General features: G+C 73.8%; 24 protein-coding genes. 13 read left to right on the top strand and 11 right to left on the bottom strand.

Features of this window, described 5'->3' with window-relative positions; all coding sequences use genetic code 11:
- Positions 1-24 precede the first annotated feature (24 nt).
- Positions 25-426 carry a MerR family transcriptional regulator gene (locus AC6JBM_RS09735; protein WP_497983264.1) on the bottom strand — a complete coding sequence of 134 codons (402 nt, stop codon included), beginning with the start codon at positions 424-426 and terminating at the stop codon, positions 25-27.
- 126 nt (positions 427-552) lie between these two features.
- Here AC6JBM_RS09735 and AC6JBM_RS09730 point away from each other — a divergent pair, with 126 nt between their 5' ends.
- The 3 genes from AC6JBM_RS09730 to AC6JBM_RS09720 are packed head-to-tail and all read left to right on the top strand — an operon-like array spanning position 553 to position 2,401.
- Positions 553-1,764: an inorganic phosphate transporter gene (locus tag AC6JBM_RS09730; protein ID WP_433088181.1), complete on the top strand. Its 1,212-nt coding sequence runs from the start codon at positions 553-555 to the stop codon at positions 1,762-1,764.
- Positions 1,764-2,081: a hypothetical protein gene (locus AC6JBM_RS09725; protein ID WP_497983263.1), complete on the top strand. Its 318-nt coding sequence runs from the start codon at positions 1,764-1,766 to the stop codon at positions 2,079-2,081. The genes AC6JBM_RS09730 and AC6JBM_RS09725 overlap by 1 nt, the downstream gene beginning before the upstream one ends.
- An 8-nt stretch (positions 2,082-2,089) precedes the next feature.
- On the top strand, positions 2,090-2,401 hold the full coding sequence (locus AC6JBM_RS09720) for a DUF3349 domain-containing protein (RefSeq protein WP_350623109.1): 312 nt from the start codon (positions 2,090-2,092) through the stop codon (positions 2,399-2,401).
- Between the two features lie 67 nt (positions 2,402-2,468).
- On the opposite strand, the gene AC6JBM_RS09715 is transcribed toward AC6JBM_RS09720, so the two are convergent.
- Positions 2,469-2,963, bottom strand: coding sequence for a YfbM family protein (locus tag AC6JBM_RS09715; protein ID WP_497983262.1), 495 nt, complete (start codon positions 2,961-2,963; stop codon positions 2,469-2,471).
- Positions 2,964-3,052: 89 nt separating this feature from the next.
- On the opposite strand from AC6JBM_RS09715, the gene AC6JBM_RS09710 reads away from it, so the two are divergent.
- Positions 3,053-4,189 carry a DUF1996 domain-containing protein gene (locus tag AC6JBM_RS09710; RefSeq protein ID WP_497983261.1) on the top strand — a complete coding sequence of 379 codons (1,137 nt, stop codon included), beginning with the start codon at positions 3,053-3,055 and terminating at the stop codon, positions 4,187-4,189.
- Positions 4,190-4,309: 120 nt separating this feature from the next.
- Entirely contained in the window at positions 4,310-4,747 is a 438-nt protein-coding gene (locus AC6JBM_RS09705; protein ID WP_497983260.1) for a hypothetical protein, read from the top strand.
- 12 nt (positions 4,748-4,759) lie between these two features.
- Here AC6JBM_RS09705 and AC6JBM_RS09700 read toward each other — a convergent pair whose 3' ends face one another.
- The 4 genes from AC6JBM_RS09700 to AC6JBM_RS09685 all read right to left on the bottom strand — a co-directional run bounded on the left by AC6JBM_RS09700 (position 4,760) and on the right by AC6JBM_RS09685 (position 6,511).
- Positions 4,760-4,951, bottom strand: a complete 192-nt coding sequence (locus AC6JBM_RS09700) for a hypothetical protein (RefSeq protein ID WP_497983259.1) — start codon at positions 4,949-4,951, stop codon at positions 4,760-4,762.
- On the bottom strand, positions 4,948-5,625 hold the full coding sequence (locus AC6JBM_RS09695; protein WP_497983258.1) for a sigma factor-like helix-turn-helix DNA-binding protein: 678 nt from the start codon (positions 5,623-5,625) through the stop codon (positions 4,948-4,950). Before AC6JBM_RS09695 ends, AC6JBM_RS09700 begins: the two co-directional genes overlap by 4 nt.
- A complete protein-coding gene (locus tag AC6JBM_RS09690; RefSeq protein WP_497983257.1) occupies positions 5,622-5,951 on the bottom strand; it encodes a YciI family protein in 330 nt (109 codons plus the stop codon). Before AC6JBM_RS09690 ends, AC6JBM_RS09695 begins: the two co-directional genes overlap by 4 nt.
- A 158-nt stretch (positions 5,952-6,109) precedes the next feature.
- Positions 6,110-6,511: a VOC family protein gene (locus AC6JBM_RS09685; RefSeq protein WP_497983256.1), complete on the bottom strand. Its 402-nt coding sequence runs from the start codon at positions 6,509-6,511 to the stop codon at positions 6,110-6,112.
- Positions 6,512-6,561: 50 nt separating this feature from the next.
- Between AC6JBM_RS09685 and AC6JBM_RS09680 the strand changes: the two genes are divergently transcribed.
- From AC6JBM_RS09680 to AC6JBM_RS09670, 3 genes are read left to right on the top strand one after another with little or no spacing between them, the layout of a single operon-like run.
- Positions 6,562-7,515, top strand: coding sequence for a helix-turn-helix transcriptional regulator (locus tag AC6JBM_RS09680; protein ID WP_497983255.1), 954 nt, complete (start codon positions 6,562-6,564; stop codon positions 7,513-7,515).
- A gap of 11 nt (positions 7,516-7,526) precedes the next feature.
- Positions 7,527-8,390 carry an oxygenase MpaB family protein gene (locus tag AC6JBM_RS09675; RefSeq protein WP_497983254.1) on the top strand — a complete coding sequence of 288 codons (864 nt, stop codon included), beginning with the start codon at positions 7,527-7,529 and terminating at the stop codon, positions 8,388-8,390.
- Complete coding sequence (locus tag AC6JBM_RS09670) at positions 8,378-8,905, top strand: GNAT family N-acetyltransferase (protein WP_497983253.1); 528 nt, start codon at positions 8,378-8,380, stop codon at positions 8,903-8,905. The genes AC6JBM_RS09675 and AC6JBM_RS09670 overlap by 13 nt, the downstream gene beginning before the upstream one ends.
- Here the strand turns inward: AC6JBM_RS09670 and AC6JBM_RS09665 are convergent.
- Positions 8,889-10,196, bottom strand: coding sequence for a condensation domain-containing protein (locus AC6JBM_RS09665; RefSeq protein WP_497983252.1), 1,308 nt, complete (start codon positions 10,194-10,196; stop codon positions 8,889-8,891). The genes AC6JBM_RS09670 and AC6JBM_RS09665 overlap by 17 nt on opposite strands.
- A 128-nt stretch (positions 10,197-10,324) precedes the next feature.
- Positions 10,325-10,729 (bottom strand): MmcQ/YjbR family DNA-binding protein, encoded by a 405-nt coding sequence (locus AC6JBM_RS09660; protein WP_497983251.1) that lies wholly within the window; start codon positions 10,727-10,729, stop codon positions 10,325-10,327.
- A 99-nt stretch (positions 10,730-10,828) separates the two neighbouring features.
- Between AC6JBM_RS09660 and AC6JBM_RS09655 the strand changes: the two genes are divergently transcribed.
- Positions 10,829-11,254, top strand: coding sequence for an NUDIX domain-containing protein (locus tag AC6JBM_RS09655; protein WP_497983250.1), 426 nt, complete (start codon positions 10,829-10,831; stop codon positions 11,252-11,254).
- Between the two features lie 62 nt (positions 11,255-11,316).
- Here the strand turns inward: AC6JBM_RS09655 and AC6JBM_RS09650 are convergent, their stop codons facing one another.
- Positions 11,317-13,830, bottom strand: coding sequence for a LamG-like jellyroll fold domain-containing protein (locus AC6JBM_RS09650; RefSeq protein ID WP_497983249.1), 2,514 nt, complete (start codon positions 13,828-13,830; stop codon positions 11,317-11,319).
- A gap of 140 nt (positions 13,831-13,970) precedes the next feature.
- Here AC6JBM_RS09650 and AC6JBM_RS09645 point away from each other — a divergent pair, with 140 nt between their 5' ends.
- A complete protein-coding gene (locus tag AC6JBM_RS09645) occupies positions 13,971-14,645 on the top strand; it encodes a hypothetical protein (protein ID WP_497983248.1) in 675 nt (224 codons plus the stop codon).
- Positions 14,646-14,649: 4 nt separating this feature from the next.
- On the opposite strand, the gene AC6JBM_RS09640 is transcribed toward AC6JBM_RS09645, so the two are convergent.
- On the bottom strand, positions 14,650-14,871 hold the full coding sequence (locus AC6JBM_RS09640; protein WP_497983247.1) for a hypothetical protein: 222 nt from the start codon (positions 14,869-14,871) through the stop codon (positions 14,650-14,652).
- A 139-nt stretch (positions 14,872-15,010) separates the two neighbouring features.
- Positions 15,011-15,625, bottom strand: coding sequence for a maleylpyruvate isomerase family mycothiol-dependent enzyme (locus AC6JBM_RS09635; RefSeq protein ID WP_497983246.1), 615 nt, complete (start codon positions 15,623-15,625; stop codon positions 15,011-15,013).
- A gap of 36 nt (positions 15,626-15,661) precedes the next feature.
- Here AC6JBM_RS09635 and AC6JBM_RS09630 point away from each other — a divergent pair, with 36 nt between their 5' ends.
- The 3 genes from AC6JBM_RS09630 to AC6JBM_RS09620 all read left to right on the top strand — a co-directional run bounded on the left by AC6JBM_RS09630 (position 15,662) and on the right by AC6JBM_RS09620 (position 21,970).
- Positions 15,662-16,573 carry a sigma-70 family RNA polymerase sigma factor gene (locus AC6JBM_RS09630; protein WP_497983245.1) on the top strand — a complete coding sequence of 304 codons (912 nt, stop codon included), beginning with the start codon at positions 15,662-15,664 and terminating at the stop codon, positions 16,571-16,573.
- A gap of 64 nt (positions 16,574-16,637) precedes the next feature.
- Entirely contained in the window at positions 16,638-18,284 is a 1,647-nt protein-coding gene (locus tag AC6JBM_RS09625) for a hypothetical protein (RefSeq protein WP_497983244.1), read from the top strand.
- Positions 18,281-21,970, top strand: coding sequence for a CHAT domain-containing protein (locus tag AC6JBM_RS09620; RefSeq protein WP_497983243.1), 3,690 nt, complete (start codon positions 18,281-18,283; stop codon positions 21,968-21,970). The genes AC6JBM_RS09625 and AC6JBM_RS09620 overlap by 4 nt, the downstream gene beginning before the upstream one ends.
- Positions 21,971-21,974 lie beyond the last annotated feature (4 nt).

The following is a 21,974-nucleotide window of genomic DNA, read 5'->3' as shown; positions in this document are numbered from 1 at the left end:
GTCACACGCCTTCGGCTCCCCGGATTACACGCGCCCCACATCGAGGCTCTCGCCGATGTGATCCACCGGGGCCGGCTGCGTGCGGTACCAGCGGATCTTCTCCCGAATCCGCTCCTGCTCGTCGCGCAGTGCGGCGATCTTCGCCTCGATGTCCCGGTCGTGCTCCTCCAGCAGCCCGGCGCGCTCGGCGAAGGTGTCGTCGCCGCCGCGGGCGAGCTCGGCGTAGCGCAGCATCCGGGCGATCGGCATGCCGGTGTCGCGCAGGCAGCGCAGGATGCCCAGCCAGGTGAGGTCGTCGTCGGTGAAGACCCGCTGCCCGCCGGCGTTGCGCTCGACGCTGTCGAGCAGGCCGATGCGCTCGTAGTACCGCAGGGTGTCGAGCGTGAACCCGGTCCGTTCGACCGCCTCGCGCGGGGTGTACGCCATCCGTCAGTTGTACCTGCCGCAGGTCCGGGTACGGAAACATGAACAGGAGGTTTACGGCAGCCGAACTTTACGGAGGAGGTCCTCCGCCCACTGTCGCCACCTGGCCGGCGGCGCGACGATCGGATCGTGACTGAAACGACCGTGGTGCTCGTTCTGGTGATCGTGACCGCCCTCGGTTTCGATTTCACCAACGGCTTCCACGACACCGCCAATGCGATGGCCACCTCCATCGCGACCAAAGCTCTCCGGCCCAAGACGGCGGTGCTGCTGTCGGGCATTCTGAACCTCGTTGGCGCCTTCCTCTCCGTCGAGGTCGCGCTCACCGTCACCAACGCGGTCGTGAAGATCCAGAACTCCGACGGCACGCCGAAGGCGAACCTGCTCGAAGGCGGCGGTTCCGCGCTCCTGCTCATCGTGCTCGCCGGCCTCGTCGGCGGCATCGTCTGGAACCTGCTCACCTGGCTGCTGGGCCTGCCCTCCAGCTCCTCCCACGCGCTGTTCGGCGGCCTGGTCGGCGCCACCATCGCGGGCCTCGGCTGGGCCGGGGTCAACTGGAACGGCAACGGCACCAAGCTCGACGGGCTCGTCGGCAAGGTGCTGCTGCCCGCGGTCCTGTCCCCGGTCATCGCGGGCGTGATCGCCGCGGTGGGCACCTGGCTGATCTACAAGGTGACGATCGGCGTCGCCCAGCGCTTCACCGACAACGGGTTCCGCTGGGGCCAGATCGGCTCGGCCTCGCTGGTGTCGCTGGCCCACGGTACGAACGACGCCCAGAAGACGATGGGCGTGATCACGCTCGCGCTCATCGCCACCGGCGACTGGACGGACACCAAGAACATCCCGTTCTGGGTGAAGGCCGCGTGCGCCCTCGCCATCGCGCTGGGCACCTACCTCGGCGGCTGGCGGATCATCCGCACGCTCGGCAAGGGCCTCGTGGAGATCGCCCCGCCGCAGGGCATGGCCGCCGAGTCGGCCTCGGCCGCGGTCATCCTCGTCTCCAGCCACCTCGGGTTCGCCCTGTCCACGACGCACGTGGCGACGGGCTCCATCCTTGGTACCGGCATCGGCAAGCCCGGCGCGCAGGTGCGCTGGTCCGTGGCCGGCCGCATGGTGCTCGCCTGGCTGATCACGCTCCCGGCCGCCGCGATCGTCGGCGCCGTGATGTGGTGGATCGGGCACCTGATCGGCGGCCTGGCCGGCGCGCTCGTGGTGTTCCTGATCCTCGTCGGGCTCGCCGGATACATGTTCTGGCACTCCCGCAAGAAGCCGGTCGACCACAACAACGTCAACGACGAGTGGGAGCCCGCCGCTCCCGAGATGGCCGAGGCGGTCCGCTGATGTCCCACAACCTGCAGTTCGCCCTCCAGGCCGCCTGGCGCGTCCTGCTCGCCGGCCTGATCCTGGGCGCCGGCCTGCCGACCCTGTTCGCGCTCGGCGTGCGCTCCCTCGCCTGGGGCGCCGGCGGCGACGCCGAGGTCCACGCGGACGGCACCGCGGGCCCCAAGGCCAACCCCGCCGGCACGGTCCTGGGCTGGATGTGCTTCGTCGTGGTGCTGCTCGGCGTCGTGCTGGGTATCACCTTCATCGTGGCCAGCGGCTTCGGCAAGGCGCTGAGCTTCGAGCACATCTACCCGACGATCGTCGACAAGAAGTAGGGGGATCCGTGGGCGAGTCCCGCTCCAACTTCCTGGTCCGCAGCATCGAGTGGCTGCGGGCCGGCTACCCGACCGGCGTGCCGCGCCAGGACTACGTGGCGCTGCTGGGCATCCTGCGCCGCAAGCTCACCGAGGACGAGGTCCGCAAGATCGCCCGCGACCTCGCCGAGCAGTCGACGGCCGACCCGATCACGCCCGAGGACATCGAGGCCATGGTCAAGGACGAGGTGCTGCAGACCGCGACCCCCGAGGACGTGGTACGCGTCTCCGCCCACCTCGCGGCCGGCGGCTGGCCCCTGGCCGACCCGCCGACCGAGTAGGCATCGCCGCCCAGGGCGCCCGCACCGGCCCGGCCGGTGCGGGCGCTCGCGTGTTCACTGGTCCGCTTCACTGGTCCACGGTGAAGATGACCGGGCGGCCCGCGGCCGCGGCGCGGCGGTAGAACTCGCGGGCGTCGACCAGGTTCTCCCAGGTGTACGCGAAGTCCTCGTCGCCGAGCGCGCCCTCGTAGTCGTCCGGGTCGAGGCGGTCGTACCGCTCGCGCAGCCACGCCTCGCCGATGCCGTCCAGCGCCGCGGCCACCGCGGGCACCTCGTCCGCGTCGACGTGGGCCACGATGTAGTCGTCGCCGTCGTGGCACTGATACCCGCCGAGCACCGCCAGCTCCAGCGGCCCGCCGTGGCGGTGGCCGAGCCAGAGCGTGCCGTCGGTGAGGCAGCGGTGCATCGCGTCCCAGGCCTTGTCGACCGCGCACGTCCACTCGGCGTCCCAGGCCTCCTCGACCCCGGCGACGACGGCCATGACCTCCTCGTCGTCGCGCGCGCCGGCGAGGGCCTCGTCCTGCGGGTCGGTCAGCGCGAAGTACACCCCTCGGGCACCCATGGTGATGATCATAGAGCCGCGCCTGTGGTGGGCATTAAGGAAGCTTTAGAAGGCTTTCCGCCCGGCCCGGCGCCACCTAGCATCGCCGCGTGCCTGTTGCCGTGTTCCGGGGCCGGCGGGGCGTCGCGGCCGTCCTGGCCGTCGTCGCCGTCGTCGTGGCGGCGGTCGCCGTGTACCTGAGCCGGGCCTCCGCCGAGCCGGCGACCGAGTCCGCGAGCGCCGACAGCGCCCTCGCGCCCGCGTCGGCCGCGGCCCCGGCCGATCCGTCCGGCGCGCTGTCCTCCGCGAACGCCTCGGCGCCCCCGTCGGCCACCGCGAAGACGACGGCGAAGGCTCCCGTGACCGGGTGGGTGCCGGTCGACAAGGCGGCGTGGAAGGCCCAGGCCGACGCGTACAACGCGCTGAAGGCGGACCCGGTCCCGGCCGGCGTGGGCAACCTCGCGGAGTTCCGGGCGGACTGCTCCTACAGCCACTCGGCCGCCGACGACCCGATCGTCTTCCCGGGCCTGGCGGGCGCCTCGCACATGCACTCGTTCATCGGCAACGCGGCCACGAAGGCCTCCACGACCGTGGAGGACCTGCAGCGGTACACGGCCACGTCCTGCAAGCCGGTGCAGGACCACTCCGCGTACTGGGTGCCGACGCTGTACGACAACAAGACCGGCAAGCCCGTGGAGACGACGGGCTTCCGGGTGTACTACCGCTCGATGATGAACACGTCGGCCGGGCAGATGCCGATGCCGACGGGCCTGCGCATGATCGCCGGGGACGCCAAGAAGAGCGTCCCCACCCCGCGGGGCGCCCAGGGCCAGTTCTACTGCGCCTTCTACGGCCCCGGCGACCTCGACGGCATCGCGCGCAGCACGAACGGCAACTGGCCCATCTGCGGCGACGGCGCGACCTTCCACTTCATGCTGCAGTTCCCGGACTGCTGGGACGGCGAGCACCTGGACAGCCCGAACCACAAGGACCACGTGGCGTACGGCTACAACAACAAGTGCCCGGCCGACCACCCGGTGAAGATCCCGGCGATCACGTTCGACATCCAGTACGGCGTGAAGGGCCAGCCCGAGGGCTACTACCTCTCCTCGGACAAGGACGGCAAGAGCGCGTCCTCCATGCACGGCGACGCCTTCGTGGTGTGGGACACCGCGACCATGAACAGCCGCACCAGGAACTGCATCCAGCAGCGCCGCACGTGCGACGACTTCGGCTACCAGCGCTAGCCGGCTCGCTTCGCTCGCGGCCGGGGAGACCTCGTCTCCATCGGCGTGGTACGCCGCTGCCCTCGGCGCGGGCGACCTGCGGCGCTGGCCGGCGCCGGGGCGATGCGGCAGGATGCGGGCGTGTTCACCACCGATGAGGCATTCCGCGGCGGCGGGGAGAAGGTGTGCGACTGCTGCGGCCAGCCGAGCCGCCGCACGTGGGCGATGGTCGAGCGCGACCTGCGCCCCTACGCGCTGTTCTTCGCCGCCTGCTACGACCACGGCGACGTCCGGGAGAGCTGGATCGACGTCGTCTTCGGCACCTGGGGCGAGGGCACCGAGTACGCCGACCACTTCACCTTCGGCTGCCGGTTCGGCCCGGTCACGAACAGCCCGCTGCCGGCCGCGACCGCCGTCGACGCGGCCGCCGTCGCGCCGGACGGGCCGCTGTTCGGCACCAAGCTCGGCCGCGCCGAGGCGCTCGCGCACCCGCGGATCGCCGACTTCTGGCAGGTCGTCGACTACATCGTGGAGACCGATCCCCTGGTGCACGAGCACCACTACGGCCACCGCCCCTGACGTCGGGGTGGGTCAGGTGTCGTACTCGCCGCTGTCCCAGGGGGACGAGAACGCCATGTAGTTGCCGGGTTCCAGCTCCACCCACCACGGATCGCCGCCGTCCTCGGTGCATTCGGTGTCCTCGCGCAGCAGGAGGCCGACGAACTCCGCGTGGTAGTCGTCGTGGTCGATCGCGACGCGGGTCGGAGGTGGAACCGGGGTCATCTCGTGATCATCTCAGGGCGGACAGGCGCTGGGCCAGGAAGGCGCGTTCGGGGTCGTTCGTGACCAGCGACAGCGCGCGGCGGTAGGCGTCGGCGGCCTCGCCGGAACGGCCCAGGCGCTCCAGCACGTCGGCCTTCACGGCCGGCAGGTACTGGTAGCCGGCCAGGCAGGTCCTCCTCGGCCGGGACGCGGAACGGGATGCGGGCCTTCGCGATCTTCTGCTTCGCCCGGGTCAGGCGCGCGGCCATCGTCGGCTCCGGCACCAGGAAGGCGCGGGCGATGTCGGCGGTCGAGACGCCGCAGACCAGGCGCAGGGTCAGCGCCGGCTGGACGTCCGCGGCCAGGGCCGGATGGCAGCACATGAACAGCAGGCCCAGCCGCTCGTCCAGGACGGGCAGCGGCTCGGATTCGGGGACCGTCAGCAGCGCGAGCTTGGCGCGGTACACCCGCTCACGGCGAACCACGTCGATCGCCCGGCGCCGGGCGGCCGTGGTCAGCCAGCCGACCGGGTTCGCGGGAACGCCGTCGACCGGCCAGGCGACCAGGGCGGCCGCGTACGCCTCCTGCACGCACTCCTCCGCCACATCCACATCCCGCACGACGCGCACCGTGGCGGCGAGCACCAGGGCCCAGCCGTCACGGTGCGCGCCGGCGACCGCCTCGGCGACGGTCACGCGACGAAGCCGCCCGCGACCGGGCGCACCTCGACGCCGCCGCCCATGCCGAGCACCGGGTTGCCGCCGGCGATGCGCAGGGCCGCGTCGAGGTCGGGGGCCTCCAGGATGTAGAAGCCGGCCACGACCTCCTTCGCGTCCACGAACGGGCCGTCGGTCACCCCGCCGGCGCGCAGCGAGGTCGCCGTCGCGCTCGGCTCCAGGGCGAACGCCGCCTTCAGCGCCCCGGACGCCTCCAGCTCCTGTGCGTGCCGGTCGTGCGCCTCCAGCTCGCCCGCGTCCGTCGCCGAGTCCGCCGCGTAGATGAGCACCGCGTACTGCGCCATGATGGTCTCCTTTGCGATGAGCCTTGTCACCCACTTGTCGAACGGCCCGCCGGAAATCGACAACCTCAGCCCAACATTTTCAGAGCCCGCCGCGGAGCCGTCGCACGGGTCGCCTCCGTGCGCGCCTCGCGCGATCCACGTTGACCTGGGACCACGGGCTACCGCCGGGGCGCGGAGAGCATCTCCAGGTAGTGCGGGTTGTACATGATGCCGAGCAGGTTGCCGAAGGGGTCGAGCACCGTGGCGGTCACGAAGCCGTGGCCGCGGTCCTGGGGCGGCTCGTGCACGGTGGCGCCGAGGCCGAGCAGCCGGGCGAGCTCGGCCTCGACGTCGTCGACGTGCCAGTACAACACGGAACCCACGGGGCCGGTCGGCGTGCCCGGGGCGCGGAAGCGGGCGTCGATCAGGCCGAGCTCGGCCTGGCGGTCGCCGAGGCGCCACTCGGCGTAGCCCTCGCGCAGGAAGTACGGCTCGGCGCCGGTGACCCGCGTGTACCAGTCGCGGGCGGCGGTCCAGTCGGCGGCGAAGTAGTTGACGGTGGCCATGCCTCTCAAGGTCATGCCCCCACCCTCCCGGCAATTGCGGAAGGATAACTTCCTAAACTCGACGAATGTTGGTCCGCGTGCTCCGGCTCCTGTCGCTGCTGCAGCAGCGCCGGGAGTGGGCGGGCACCGAGCTGGCCGCGCGGCTCGAGGTCAGCACGCGCACGGTGCGCAGCGACGTGGAGCGGCTGCGGGAGCTCGGCTATCAGGTCGACGCGACGACCGGGCCCGGCGGCGGGTACCGCCTCGCCTCCGGCACCGCGCTGCCGCCGCTCGTGCTCGACGACGACGAGGCCGTCGCGGTGGCCGTCGGGCTGCGCGCGGCCGCGGCCGGCAGCGTCGCCGGGATCGAGGACGCCTCGCTGCGGGCGCTGACCAAGCTGGAGCGGACGCTGCCGAAGCGGCTGCGACCCCGGGTCGACGCGCTGCGCAGCGCCACCGTCTCCGCGGCCGGCGGCGGGCCCGCCGTCGACCTCGACACGCTCACCCGGATCGCGGCGGCCGCGCACGGGCACGAGCGGTTGCGGTTCTCCTACGCGGCCCACACCGGCGAGGCCAGCGTGCGCGACGTGGAGCCGCACACCCTCGTCTACACCGGGCGCCGGTGGTACCTGCTCGCCTGGGACGGCGACCGCCGCGACTGGCGCACGTTCCGCGCCGACCGCATCACCCCGCTGCCGCCCGACGGCCCGGTGCGGCGCTTCCTGCCCCGGGAGCCACCGGGCGGGGACGCCGCCGCGCACGTGCTGCGGGGCGTGACCGCCGCGCCGTTGCGCTACCGGGTGCGGATCCGCTTCGCCGCGCCGGCCGCGGTGATCGCCGAGCGCAGCACGCCGACGTCGGGCCGGATCACGCCGCTCGGCGACGACGCCTGCGAGCTGGCCACGGGCACCGACTCGCTGTACGACCTCATGACGTACATCGGCAAGTTCGAGGTCCCGTTCACCGTCCTGGACCCGCCCGAGCTGCGGGACTTCCTGCGCGCCCTGGCGGGGCGGTATCTGGACGCCGCCGGTTCGTAGACTGCGGACCCATGCGGGGACGATTCGACAACCTTCACCGGATCAACGCGCTCGACCCGGTCGCGGACCACCTGGAGATCCACCGGCTGACGCTGACCGAGGAGTTCCCCTGGGACATGCGCATGGCCTTCAACCTGGCGTTCAACCGCTCCTTCGCGCTCCCGCGCATCGCCCGGCGGCTGGTGTCGACCGGCGCGATCCTGCGCGCGCCCCGCAAGCGCGCCGACGACACCGGCATCATCATGTACGAGATCCTGCTGCACGGGCCGGACTCGCCGCGCGGGAAGCTCGCGCTGCGGCGGCTGAACGAGGCCCATCGCGGGTTCGCCCTCGACAACGGCGACGGCATCTACGTCATCGCGTGCCTGGTCGTCGTCCCGATGCGGTGGCTGCGGCGGTACGGCTGGCGCGCGCCCGCCCGCAACGAGCTCGAGGCCGCGGCGGTCCTCTACGGCCGGATCGGCCGCCTCATGGGCCTGCGCGACCTGCCCGCCGATTTCGCGGCCTTCGAGGCGTACCTCGAGCGGCACGAACGCGAGCACCTGCGCCCCACGCCGGAGGCCGAGCGGATCGAGCGCACGACCCGCGACCTGCTCCGCGCGCGCATCCCGGCCCGGCTGCGGGGCGCCGCCGACGCGCTCGTCGCCGCCCTCTACGACCAGCCGCTGCGGGCCGCCTGCAACGTGCCGGAGCCGCCGCGGTGGGCGCGCGCGGGCCTGCACCTGGCCCTGCGCGCCCGGGCGGTGCGGCTGCGCCTCGGCCGGCCCCGCGCGGTGCCGCTGTTCGCGGACGGCATCGTCACCAGGACCTACCCCGGCGGCTACGACCTGGCGAAGGTCGGCTCCTCGGTACCATCCCAGGCATGCGAGAGCTGACCTCGGACCGGCTGCGGCTGCGGGAGTGGCGCGACGAGGACGCGCCCTTCGTGCTCGACATGGGCTCGCGGTGGGAGGTGCGGCAATACCTCGGCGCCACCCCGCGCCTGCTCACCGACCTCGACGACGCCCGGGACACGATCGCGCGCTGGCGCGGCCACGACGACGGCGTGCACGGCGTGTGGTCGATCCGCCGCCGCGAGGACGACGCCCCGCTGGGCACGCTGCTGCTGATCGGCATCCTCGCCTCGGGGCCGGAGTCGCCGCTGCGGCCGTCCGGCGAGACGGAGATCGGCTGGCACCTGCACCCCGACGCCTGGGGCCACGGGTATGCGACCGAGGCGGCGGGGCTGGTGCTGCGCCAGGGATACTTCGACGAGGTCCTGGCCGTGACGTATCCGCAGAACGCCGCGTCGCAGGCCGTGTGCCGGCGGCTGGGGATGCACCGTCTGGGGCGCACGGACCGCTACTACAACATGGCGTGCGAGCTGTTCTCCACTACCCCACCGCAGTAGGGGCGTCGGGGTCCAGGGCGGCCTCGACCGCGACCGCCTCCAGGCCCCGCAGCAGCGCCTCGGCGTCGTCCGGGGCGATGACGTGGGTGTCGCAGAAGACGATCGCCTGCGTCGCGCCCGGCAGCTCGTCGACGTGCACGATCAGCGGCTCGAACGGCACGTCCTGCCGCGTCGTCCAGGTGAACACCCCGCGGCCGGCCGCCGCGGCCACGTCGTCGGTGCTCGGCACCGGGGCGCCCGCGGTCGCGGCGTCGTCGCGGCGGTCGTTGAAGTAGCAGGGCAGCTGCAGCCCCGGCCGGTCGGCGACAATGGTTTCCACCAGCGCGTCGAGGCCGGCCGGGTCGTAGTACGCGTGCTTGTAGGTGCTCAGCGCCGACCGGCGGGCCCGCTCGAACGCCTCGGCGAAGGTGAGGCCGGCGATGTCGAGGCGGCAGAGGCCGTACTGCGCCAGCATGCACACCACCCGGTCCAGCCCCGGCCGGAAGCGGTTGTTCACCATCGGCCGCACCACGACCGGGTTCAGCCCCGTGACCCGAGCGAGCGCGATGGCGAACACGGCGAGCAGCACCGGGGCGGCCGGGACGCCGGTCTGGGCCGTGACCGAGCGCAGCGCCATGCTCAGCGCGGGCGACTGGAACTCCCCGCGCCAGTGCCGCGGCGACTGCGGGGCGCGCGAGGCGGGGTAGCGGCGCAGCGGCATCTCGCGCAGGATCGTCTCCCAGTGCCGCAGCGCCATCGCGTGCTGCCGCTGCCCGGGCGCGGAGGCCTGCCAGCGGGCCTGCTCGAGCGGCTGCAGGTCGGGAACCGGCAGCTCGGGGCGCTTGTCGAGCTCCTCGAGCAGCACCCCGGCCCCGAACCCGTCGGTCACGAGGTGGCACATGACCACGATGAGGTGGGTGTACTCGTCGCCGCGCCGGACCGCCGCCATGCGGATCGGCCAGTCGCGTTCGAAGTCGAACGGGTCGTTCTGCAGCTTGAGCCGAATCCGCTCCGGGTCCGCGTCCTCGTAGACCTCGAGCGCGACCTGGCCCTCCTTCGCCACCACCTGCCGGGCCGCCCCGTCGGGCCCGAACCGCAGCCGGGTGCGGGCGGTGGGGAAGCGGCTCATGAGGTACCGCAGCCGCTCCTGGATCTCGTCGAGCGTCGTGCCCTCGGGCAACGGTCCCCAGGCCCCGTTCGGAATCCAGGACTCCTGCCGCACCATGGCGCGGTAGATGTCCTGCTGCCCCCAGGAAAGCTCACCTTCGCCGGCCCCGTCGCCGTCGAAGGCCACCATGTGCCGCTCGGTCATCCGCCCCACCCCTCGATCGGAGAGACTGGATGCTAACCACAGCACAGATCATGACCACATCGGTACAGCGACCGATTTGCTGCTCAGCTATTGCCGGGTGAGCCTTCGTCTCCCCCTCGCCGCGCCCGCTACCGCGTGAGCCGGGCAGCGAGGAACTTCGGGGCCATCTCGGCGTAGCTGTCGGTGACCAGCTCGGCGATCTCGGTCCAGTCGGTGTGGTCGCCGAGGATGACCGCGGCGACATTGCGGCCCCAGGGCGCACGGAAGAACGGAAAGCCACGCGCGGTCAGGCCGAGCAGGTCGTCGGCGGGCACCCGGAACGTCATCACGGTCGGCGCCTCACCGTCGACCACATACTGCGCGTAGACCGCGAACCGGTGCGGATCAGGCATGTAGACGTGCGCCACGGTCCGCGTGCGAATCCGCCACCGAACCCCGATCCAGGCCGGCTCCTCATGGATCTCGGGCAGCTCCCCGCAGATCGTCCGCAGCCGACCAAGCATCTCCGGCGGTACGTCCCCAGGCCCCGACACAGCTCGACCCTAACGGTTGCCGCCCACCTGTTCGCCACGATGTGACGCCTCGCAGCGGGGCAACGCCCGCCGGGCGCGCACCGGTGCGACCATACGCCCGTGCCGATCTCCGTGGACGACTCTCCCAGGGCCCACATCGTCACCGCGCTGCTGCGGGACGGCAACCGGATACTGCTCTGTCACCGATCCCCCCGGCGCCTCCGGTATCCCGACGTCTGGGACCTGCCCGGCGGGCACGTGGAGCCCGGCGAGCTGCCTGGCGCGGCACTCGCACGAGAGCTTCGCGAGGAGCTGGGCATCGACATCGCGGTGCCGGCGGGTCCGCCCTTGGGGGAAGTACGCGGCGAAACGTTCGACATGCAGATCTGGCTGATCGAAACGTGGGCGGGGTCTCCGGGCAACATGGAACCGGAGGAACACGACGCCATCGCGTGGTTCACCGAAGACGCGCTCGAAGCGCTGCCCCTGGCGCACGGCGGCCACCTTGCGATGTTCCGGAAGGTTCTCGCCGAGCATCGGCCCTGAACGCGAAGCGAGCCGGAGACACGGCGGGGGCTCCTCGTGAGAGCCCCCGCCGCCGCGAAACCTCAGCTGCCGGAGGTGAACAGCTGCCGGATCTCGTCCGCGCTCAGCGCGCGGTCGTACAGGTGGACCTGGTCGACGGTGCCGTCGAGGTAGTCCACCGGGTTACCGCCGTACTTGCCGCGCCCGATCACGGTGTTGCCCGTCGGGCCGGCCTGGGGCAGGCAGGCGCTCGCGGTGCCGGCCAGCTCGCCGTCGACGTACAGGCGCAGCTCACCCTTCACCGTGTCGCGCACGCCGACCAGGTGGTACCACTGGCCCACGTTCGGCTTCACCGGCGCTAGGGCCCGCACACCCGCGAAGCTCATCGCGAAGCGCTGGTCCGCGCCCGAGTACTGCAGGTAGAAGTCGCTGTTCGAGGGCCCGTCCTGGCTGACGACCGTCTGGAAGGCGCCATCGGCCTTGTCGAGCTTCACCCACGCCGCCGCGGAGTAGTCCGAGGCGGTGTTCAGCAGCGGCTTGCCGGCGTCGAGGTACTGGTTCGAGCCGTTGAGCGACACTCCGTTGCCGTTGTGGCCGGTGACGAACGCGGCCCCGCCGACCAGCGTGGCGTCGTTGTGGCCGGCGGCGTCGGCCGCGACCGTCCCGTCCGTCTCGTCCAGCGGGTAGAACACGACGCCGGTGAGGCCGGGCGTGCCGGGCGGCGGCTGCGGGACGTTCGCCGCCGAGCCGTCGGCCTCCTTGATGATCTTCTGGTTGATGGCCTTGACCTGCTTGAGGTCCATCTTGGTGACCTGGCGGTCGTAGGTGAAGAAGCCGTTGAGCTCGGCCTCGACGTCGGTGATCTGGGTGTAGATCGAGCCGCTGATCCCGCACGACTTGGCGGAGGTGATGACGGCCTGCTGGTTCTCGACGTACTTGCGGGTGAGGGTGGCCGAGTCCGGCTCCATCTCGTAGGCCTGCCCGTCGCCGAACCACATGTGGTTGGACGTCTTGAGGCCGAACCCGCCGTGCTCACCGTCGATCGACACCCGGTTGCCCGACGGCGAAGGTGACGCCGGCCCGAGGTACTGATGGAAGTCGATCACATCGCCGCGACCCGAGTCGCCGTGGGAGTTGCAGCAGTTCACGCCGCTGTGGGCGTCGACGAGCCGGGTCGGGTCCTGGGCCTTGACGTCGTCGGCGATGCGGCCCGTGGCGGCGCGGTCCCACTCGCCCCAGCCCTCGTTGAACGGCACCCACGCCACGATCGAGGTGAACGAGCTGTGCTCGCGCACCATCTCGTGCAGCTCCGACTCGAACTGCCCGCGCCACGCCTCCGGGATCGGCCCGGTGTTCGCGGCCGGCATGTCCTGCCAGATCATGAGGCCGAGCTTGTCGGCCCAGTAGTACCAGCGGTCGGGCTCCACCTTGATGTGCTTGCGCACCGCGTTGAACCCCATCGCCTTGTCCTGCTCGAGGTCCCACTTCAGCGCGGCGTCGGTCGGCGCGGTGTAGAGCCCGTCGGGCCAGAAGCCCTGGTCGAGGTTCGCGAGGTTGAACAGGATCTTGCCGTTGAGCGTGATCCGCAGCTTGCCGTCGGCGCCCGGAGCCGTGCCGATCTGCCGCATGCCGAAGTAGGAGCCCACGGTGTCGACGGTCTTGTTGCCGTCGAGCAGGGTGACCTGCAGGTCATAGAGGAACGGGTCGTCGGGCGACCAGAGCTTCGGATTCGGTACCGGCAGCCGCAGCTCGGTCCCGGCCGCGCCCGTCACCGTGCCGACGACCTTGCCGCCGTTCTTGGCGACCGCCTTGACCTTCAGGTTCGTCCCGCCCGCGACGGTCGCGGTGAGCTTGAGCGCGCCGCCGGCCACGTCGGGCGTGGTGGACAGGCCGCTGATGGAGGCGGCGGGCACCGGCTCCATCCAGACCGTGCGCCAGATGCCGGAGCTGCCCTGGTAGAAGATCCCGTGGTCGGAGTTGCGCCGCTGCTTGCCGATGGGCTGGCCGGTCGCGTCCGTGAGGTCCTCGGCCCACACGATGAGCTCCTGCGGCCCGGTGCCCTGCAGCGCGTCGGTCACGTCGACGTCGAAGCCGTCGTACCCGCCCCGGTGCGTGGCCACCTGCGTGCCGTTGACGTAGACCTTGGCGTCGTAGTCCACGGCCCCGAAGTGCAGCTGGAGCCGCTGCCCGGCCCAGGTCTTGGGCACCGTGAAGGTCCGCCGGTACCACATACGGTCCTCGTGCCGCTGAATGCCCGACAGCGCGGACTCGATCGGGTACGGCACCAGCACCCGCTCCCCGAGGCTCTGTCCGGTGGGGACGGCCTGGTTCACGTCGGCGCGGGCGAACTCCCACACGCCGTTGAGGTTCTGCCACTTGTCCCGGGTCAGCTGCGGCCGGGGGTATTCGGGCAGCGCGTTGTCGGGCCCGACCTTGCTCGTCCACTTGGTCGCGAGCGGCGGGATGCCCGCGTGCCAGGCGGGTGCGTTGTCCGGCGGCGGGGCGGCACCCGCTCCGGCCGGGAGGGCCAGCACGGCCGCGAGCGCGGCGGCGCCGGCGGCCATGAATTGGCCAAGTCGTCTGTCCAGTCTTCGCATGGCGGGGTGCCCTTCGACGTTGGGGAGCGGTGAAGAGTGCACTCATCTGAACAAATATGCTCAGCAATCGTCAAGAGAGGCCGGTAACTACGTTCCAATCGAACACATTCACACAAGCCATGGCACGGTACCCTGGCGCGATGTCGGAGCATGACATCGAGGACCTGGTCCACGCGTCGATCCTCATCCTGGACCGGATCCGGGACCCGCGGCTGCGCGACTGGTGCACGACCCTGTACGCGTTCCAGCGCACCCATGACTGCTCGCACACCATGGGACGGGTCGAGGACATCCTGCTGCGGTGCGGGCACACGTACCGCTTCCCGCTCGACGGCTTCCCCGAGTACGCGCACCTCACCGACGAGTTCACCGAGCTCGGCGAGTACGACGAGGAGGACCCCGACGAGGGGGTGCAGGACGGCTACGTGCGCCCGCCGTGGCTGTACTGCGAGGCCGGCACCCGCATGTGGCGGCGGATGGTCGACGAGGGACGCCTGCGCGGGGCCGACGCCCAGCCGCCCCGCCCGGCCGGGCTCATCGACGTCGTGGCGACGGTGGCCGAGGCGGCCGAGCGCGACGGCGACGTCGAGCTCATCGCGATGTGGTGGGGCCTCGGCCACCAGACGCTCGTCGGCGGCACACCGTTCGGCCCGGAGGACCTCGAGGAGATCCCGGCGGTACGGCGCCTGCGGGAGGTCGTCGAGCGCTCCGGGGCCTACGCCTTCGAGCTTCCGGACGGCTTCCGCCCCACGGAGGACGAGCTCGAGACGCTGGACGACGAGCTCGAGACGTGGTGGTACCGCATCCCGGCCTGAAATGTCAGCGACGCCGGGCCGGGCGGTTCCAGACGCGCTCGGCCTCGGCATGCCACCAGCCCGGCGGCGACGGCCCCACGATCCGGGACGTCGGCTGATCGGGGTGCAGCCCCACCCGCCACAGCGCCGCCGCGTCGACCCGCACGTCGTAGAAGCCGTGCCATTTCCCGGAGGCGTCGGGGCCGCAGGCGAGCCCGATGCGCACCTCGTCGTCGGCAAACGGCATCCAGTCGATGCCGCGCTCGCGCAGTCAGGCCCGCAGCGCCGCGACCGGCCGGGGCGAGCCCGGGAGATTCTCGAAGGCGACGGTCAGGATCCAGTCCATGCCGCCATGGTGCCCCATCGGCACCACGGCCGCATCGGGATTACCGCGTGAACCGGCCCGCCTCCGCGCCCGTCAGCCGCCCGGGCGGGAGCCGCCGCCCGCAGGCCGCCAGCAGCAGGTCCTGGGCCGCGCCCCGCACGGGCGAGCCGGTGCCGTGGTGCCAGTCGAGGTCGGTGGCCTCCAGTCGTACCCCGGCGAGGTCCACCCCGAAGAAGGCGACGTTGCGCGGGCTCATGCCGCCCAGCACGATCGCCAGCCGGTCGGGCGGCACCCGCCGGTCCAGCCCGAGCCCCTCGGTGATGTCGAGGCCGTGGATGACCTCGTGGGACAGCGCGCCGGCCGGCCCGCCGCCGGGCGGGGTCCACGGGTGCCGCGCGTTGTCGCGCACGGCGGCGGCGAGCTCCTCCGGGCTCATCCGGGCGGCGTCGCGCCGGGCGGTGCGGTCGGCCATGCGGTTGAAGCTGAACCCGGACCGCACCAGCTCGGCGACGGTCCGGCCCACCGAGGCGCGGAAGGGCTGCGTGGTGTGCGCGACGACCTCCCGCACCCGCCAGCCCGCGCACAGCGTCGGCGCGTCCCACTGCGCGGTCGTCAGCTCGTCGTAGATGTCCGCGAGCTCCGTGCGCTCGCGCTCGATCGCTTTGAGAGTGTCCATGTCGAAGATACGGGCCGGACGGGGCAGACTCATCGGGTGCGGCTGGACGAATTTCGCATCGAACTGACCGGGTACTGCTACCGCATGCTCGGCTCCGGCTTCGAGGCCGAGGACGCCGTGCAGGAGACCCTCCTGCGGGCGTGGCGGTCCGCCGATCGCTACGACGAGCGGATCGGGTCGTTGCGCACGTGGGTGTACCGCATCGCCACCAACGTCTGCGTGGACATGCTCCGCAGCGCCCAGCGCCGGGCCCTGGCGATGGACCTCGGCCCGCACGCGCGCTTCGGCGACGCGCTCGGGCCGCCGCTTCCCGACGCGCGCTGGGTGCACCCGATCCCCGACGCGCGCGCCCTGCCCGAGGACTCGGCCGTGCGGCGCGAGACGATCCGGCTCGCGTTCGTGGCGGCGCTGCAGCGGCTGCCCCCGCGCCAGCGGGCCGTGCTCATCCTGCGCGACGTGCTGTGCTGGAGCGCGGAGGAGGTCGCGACGCTGCTCGAGTCGAGCACCGCGTCGGTGACCAGCGCCCTGCAACGCGCCCGGGCGGCCCTGCGCGCGCACCCGCCCGCGCCCGGCGACCCGTGGAAGCCCTCCGACGCGGCCCAGCGCGACCTGCTCGACCGCTACTGCGCCGCCTTCGAGCGCCACGACATCGACGCGCTCGTGGCCTTGCTGCGCGAGGACGCGACCATGTCGATGCCGCCGTTCGCGTGGTGGCTGCGCGGCCGCGCCGACATCCGCCTGGCCCTGTCGGACCCGGAGGCCTCCTGCGCCGGCGCCCGCCTGGTGCCGGCCCGGGCCAACGGCTCCCCCGCGTTCTGGCAGACCCGCCCCGGCCCGGACGGCGTCCACGAGCCGTTCGCCCTCGTGGTCCTCGACGTGGCGGACGACGCGATCGCGGGCATCGTCACCTTCCTGGACGCCCGGCGCCTGGTCGCGCTGTTCGCCTGATCTCGATCGAGCCGCGTCGACGGTTCGCCGCGGGCGCCCGGTACGGTGGTGGCCGGAGGTGGGCATGGGCGACGAGGTCCTGGATCCGATCCTCGCCGAGACACTCGGCAGCGCCGCGAACGCCCTGCGCGACTGGGGCCGGCAGCGTGGCCTGCGGTACGAGCTCGACCGGCCGCTCACCCACGGGCGCTCCGGCGCCGTCGTCGCCCTCGTGTACGTCACGGACGCGGCCGCCCGGCACACCCGCAAGCTCCTGCTCAAGCTCGACGTCTTCGCCGACGGACCGGCCTCGGAGTTCCAGCGGCAGCGGGCGGCCCTGGACGAGGCGCCCCCGCCGTTCGCGCGCCGGCACCTCGCCCGGCTCGCGCCCCGCGGCGACGACCTGATCCCCGTCGGCGACGGCCGGTGGTTCGTGTTCCAGGAGATCGCCGGCAGTGGCGACGAGCCCGACGGCGGCGGCCGCCTCGACGAGCTCGACGTGCTGACGAAGGCGCTGGCCGCGGCGCGGGCCGGCGGCATCCTCGCCGCGACGGGCGCCGGCACCGACGATCCCGTGCGCTGCGACGCCGCGTCCTTCGTCGACGCCTGCGCCGAGGTCACCCGCGCGGTGCTCGACGACTGGGCGGTCGCGGCCGAGGTCTCGTCACTGACCGCGGCCGAATACGTCGAGCGGCACCTGCTCGGGCGCGCCCGGCCGGGCAAGGCCCTGCACACCCTCGCGACCCGGATCGGCGACGCGCCGATCCGCATCGACGGCGAGCGCGAGGTGCTGCCCAACCCGTTCGCCGCGCTGGCCGCCGGCCGTCCCGGCGGTGACCGCCGGGTCCGGGCGCTGCTCGGCCGCTGCCACGGGGACCTGCACGCCGGCAACATCCTGGTGCCGATGGTCCAGCCGGTCTCCCCGCTGCCGTTCCGCCTCGTCGATCTCGCCAAGTACGAGACCGCCGGGCCCCTCGCCCGGGACCCGGCCGGCCTGCTGCTGTACGTCATCGTGCGCACCCTGCCGGACCTGCCGCCCGGGCAGCGCGGTTCGCTGATCGAGGTCGTCGCCGACCCCGGCACCGGGCACGGGCTCATGCTGCCGGGCTGGCTGCCGGACCTCGTCGCCCGCATCCGCGACGCCGGTGAGCGCTTCGCCAACCGGGCCGGCCTGCTGCCCGAGTGGCGCGCGCAGTGGCCGCTGTCGCTGGCCGCCGCCGCGCTCATCCTCCTCGCCCGGGCCACCACGCCCGCGGACGCGAAGCTGTGGCTGCTCCGGCTCGCCGGCCGGGCCACCGCGGTGCACCTGGGGCCGGGCCCCGATCTCGCGGCGGCCACGACCGGCGAGCCCCGCATCGTCACGACGCAGACGGTCGGCGGCCTGGTCGCGCCGAAGGAGACGAGCCCGGGGAGGACCTGGGTCGCGTCGTTCTGCCAGCTGCGGACCTACCTCGAGGAGCACGCCGGGGACGACCGGCGCGGCGCGGTGCTGGCGCTGCGGGAGGCCGCGGAGGCGGGCGAGGATCGCCACGAGGAGTACCTGGAGTTCGTCCGGTCGGTCGACGGCCCCGAGCTCACCCTGCGCGGGCCCGGCGACGACCCGGTGCCGGACGTCGTGTACGCGTGCCCGATGCGCCGGCCCTGCGACCGTGTGGTGCGGCCCGGCCGGCCCGGCGACCCTCCGCCGTACTGCGCCCTGCGCCCGGGCGGCATGCGGCGCGAGTTCCGATGAGCGGCCTGCCGCCCGCCGAGGCCCGCACCGAGTACGCCCGCCAGCTGCTCGCCCGCTACGCCCGCAGCGGCGACCCCGCCGAGCTGGCCCACGCCGAGACCCTGGCCCGCCGGGTGGTCGCGGACTGCCCCACCGGCGACCCCGGCCGCGGCGACTACCTGTCCAACCTCGCGATCGTGCTCCGCGCCCGGTTCGACCGCGAGGGCGACCCGGCCCTGCTGGACGAGTCCATCGCCCTGCAGCAGGAGGCGGTCCGGGCCGCCCCGCCCGGCGATCGCAACGCCGCGGCGCTGCTGGTGAACCTCGCCGTCGCGCTGCGGGTCCGGTTCGGCCACGGCGCCGCGCCGGAGGATCTCGCCCGCGCCGTCGAGCTCGTGCGCCGGGCCGAGCCGGACCTCGACGGGCATCCGCTGGGCGAGGCGCTGCGCGGCGCAGTGCTGGGCGTCCTGCGCACCGCCGCCGAGCACGACCGCGACCCGGCAGTCCTCGCCGGGGCCGTCGCCGCGGTGCGCAATCAGCTCGCCGTCGTGCGCGACCCGGACGAGCGACGCCGGCTGCGGCTCACCGCGAGCGGGCTGTTCCGGCTGCGGTACCAGCGCGGCGGCGACCCCGAAGACCTCGACCGCGCCGTCGCGGAGGCCGAGGAGGCGGCCACCGGCCTGCCCGACACGCATCCGGACGGCCCGGCCGTGCGCTCGACGCTCGGCGCGGCGCTGGTGCTGCGCTTTCGCCGCCGTGGCGACCTGGACGACCTCGACCGGGCGCTGCCGCTCCTGCGGGCCGCTCTGGAGGGCCTGCCGCCGGGGCATCCCACCCGGACGTCCGCCGCCACCAATCTCGTCGCCGCGCTGCAGGCCCGATACGAGACGCGCGCCGACCCCGCCGACCTCGACGCGATGATCGACGCCGGGACGATCGCCGTGGCGGCCGCACCGCCGGCGGGACCGGTCCGGGTCGCCGCCCTGGCCAACCTCGCCTCGGCGCACGCGGCGCGCGCGGAGAGCCGCGACACGCCCGCCGACCTCGACGCCGCCGTGGACCTGCGGCACTCGGCCCTCGGCGCGGCACCGGCGCCCGACCAGGTGGCCGCGCTGCACTCGGGGCTCGCGTCGTCGCTGCGGCACCGCTACGAGCGGCGGGGCGACGAGGCGGATCTCGACGCCGCCATCACGTCGGGCGAGGCCGCCGTCGAGGCCACGCGCGACGGCTCCGCCGAGCGGGGCCGGGCGCTGGCCGACCTGTGCGCGGCGTACCGCACCCGCTACGACCGCCACGGCCGCCACGACGACCTGGAGGCCGCGGTGCGGGCCGGACGCGCGGCGGTCGGCGTCACCGCCGAGGACGATCCGGCCCGGGCGCGCCGGCTGTCCACACTGGGCCTGGCGCTGCTGCGCCTCGCCGGTCACACGGGCTCCGCCGCCGACCTCGACGACGCCGTGGACGCCGGGCGGCGGGCGGTGGCGGCGACCCGGCCCGGCGACCGGATGCACGCCCGGATGCTGGCCAACCTGTCCAACGCCCTGCGGGTCCGCCACGAGCGCACCGGCGACCTGGCCGACCTCGACGAGTCCGTCCTCGATGCCCGGGCCGCGCTCGCCGCCACCCCGGCGGGCGACGCGCTGCGGCCGCGCCGGCTCGCGGCGCTGGCCACCGGGCTGCTGCGCCGGTTCGAGGCGAGCCGCCGCGACGAGGACATCGACGAGGCGATCGTCACGGCCGAGCAGGCGGTCGCGGCCACCGCCGCCGACCACCCGGGCCGCCCCATGCACCTCGCGAACGCCGGCCTCATGCGGTTCCGGCGGTTCGAGGCGTCCGGCGCGCACGACGACCTCGAGGCCGCCATCGACCGCGACCGGCGGGCCGTGCTCGACACCCCCGACGACCACCCGGACCGGCCCGGCTACCTCTCCAACCTCGTCGTGCCGCTGCTGCGCCGGCACGCGCTGCTCGGCGCCGCGGAGGACCTCGAGGCCGCGGTGGCGGCGGCCGGCGCGGCGGTGGCCGGCGACCCGGCCTCCGGCGGCCTGCTGTTCAACCTCGGCGCCGCCCTGCGCGCCCGCTCCACGCTCGCCGGGGCGCCGCCGGCCGGCGCGGAGCGGGACCGGGCCGCCGCGGCCGAGGCCTTCCGCCGCTGCGCACGGCAGCCGGGCACGATGCCCGTGATCCGCGCCGCCGCCGCCATGTACGAGGCGGAGCTGGAGGCCGCCGCCGGGGACTGGGCGGCCGCCGACGCCGCGTACGCCGTCGCGCTGGACCTGCTGCCGGTCCTGGCCGGGCGGCAACTGGGCTGGGACAGCCGGCACGCGCATCTGGCGCGGCTCGGCGGGCTCGGCACCGACGCCGCCGCGGTGGCGCTGCACCGGGGCGACCCGCTGCGCGCGGTCGCCGTGCTCGAACGGGCCCGGGGCGTCGTGCTCGGGCAGGCCGCCGAGCAGCGCCGCGACCTCGGCGAGCTGCGCCGGACCGACCCCGGCCTCGCCGACGCGTTCGACGAGGTCTGCGCGGTGCTCAACGCCGACACCGCCCCGACCGAGGCGCTGGTGGCGGACCCGGCCACCGTCGCCGCGGCGGCCGGACGGCGCCGGGACGCGGCCGCGAGGTTCGACGACGTCGTCGCGCGCATCCGCGCGCTGGGCCTGCTCCGCGACCCGGAACCCGGGGACCTGCTCGCGGCGGCGGCAGGCGGGACGGTGGTCGTCGTCAACGTGTCGCGGTACCGCTGCGATGCCCTGATCCTGCGGCCCGGCGGGGTGGAGCCGGTCCCGCTGCCCGAGCTGCGCCGCGAGGACGTGACCGCGGACGCCGCCGCCCTGCTGGCCGCGACCGAGGCGAACGACTGGGACAGCAACCCGGCGCTGCGGCGCGTCCTCGGCCGGCTGTGGGACCACATCGCCGCCCCGGTCCTCGCCCGGCTGAACCCGCCGCCGGGGGCCCGGGTGTGCTGGCTGCCGACCGGGGCGCTCGGCGTGCTGCCGCTGCACGCCGCCGCGCCGGACGACGGCGGGCCCGGGCTGCTCGACCGGACGGTCTCCACCTACACCGCGACCCTGCGCTCACGCATCCACGCGCGCGGTGCCGGGGCGGCCGGGACCGACCCGGCGAGCGCCGCGGCGCCGCTCGTGGTGGCCGTGCCCCACACCGGCGACCTGCCGCCACTGCGCCGGGCCGCCGAGGAGGGCCGGGTCGTCGCCGGGCGGCTCGGCACCGATGCCATCATCGCGGACACGGACACGGACACGGGCCGCGACGCGGTGCTGGAGCGGCTGCGCGACGCCGACTGGGCGCACTTCGCCTGTCACGCCGTGACGGACGCGGCGGACCCGGCGGCGAGCGCGCTGCTGCTGGCCGACGGGCCGCTGCGGGTCCGCGACATCGGTGCCCTGCCGACCCGTCCGCGCCGCCTCGCGTACCTGTCCGCCTGCACAACCGCGCTCGCGGGCGGCCTGCTGGCCGACGAGGCCATGCACATCTCCTCGATCTTCCAGCTGACCGGGTTCCGCCACGTGGTCGGCACCCTGTGGCGGGTCGGCGACGACGCGGCGCACGACCTCGCCGCCGACGTCTACGCGCGGCTCGGGGCCGGCACCGCGCCGGCGGAGGCGGTGAACGCGGCCGCGCGCGAGCAGCGGGACCGCTATCCCCGCAGCCCGATGCTCTGGGCCGGCCTGGTGCACCTCGGGCCCTGACCCG

This window comes from Dactylosporangium thailandense (assembly GCF_059739745.1).
This window is presented reverse-complemented; position numbering and strand designations above follow the sequence as displayed.